Below are 319 nucleotides of genomic sequence, written 5' to 3' on the forward strand. Positions count from 1 at the left end.
TGCTGGCGGCCGACCACGACATCACGGTGGAGTCGGCACAGGACACAAGCGAGCAGCACAGCCGCAGCAAGAGCGGCAGCGCGGCGATCGGTGTGGCGGTGAACTATGGCGCGGACGGCGCGGCGATGGGGGTGACTGCCAACGCCAGCACCGCGCACGGTCAGGGCGATGGGACGGACGTGACCCAACGCAATAGCCACCTGTCGGCGGGCAACACCGCGACCATCCTCAGTGGCAATGACACGACGCTGGATGGCGCGGTGCTGTCGGCCAACCGGGTGATGGCGGATGTGGGGGGCGACCTGCACATCCACAGCGA

General features: G+C 68.3%; 1 protein-coding gene. It reads left to right on the forward strand.

Annotated elements, in window-relative coordinates; translation table 11 throughout:
* Positions 1-319 (forward strand): hemagglutinin repeat-containing protein (locus XalbCFBP2523_RS16045; RefSeq protein ID WP_211286592.1); only part of this gene is annotated, 319 nt, incomplete at both ends.

It is taken from the genome of Xanthomonas albilineans (assembly GCF_002939705.1).
Taxonomy (GTDB): domain Bacteria; phylum Pseudomonadota; class Gammaproteobacteria; order Xanthomonadales; family Xanthomonadaceae; genus Xanthomonas_A; species Xanthomonas_A albilineans.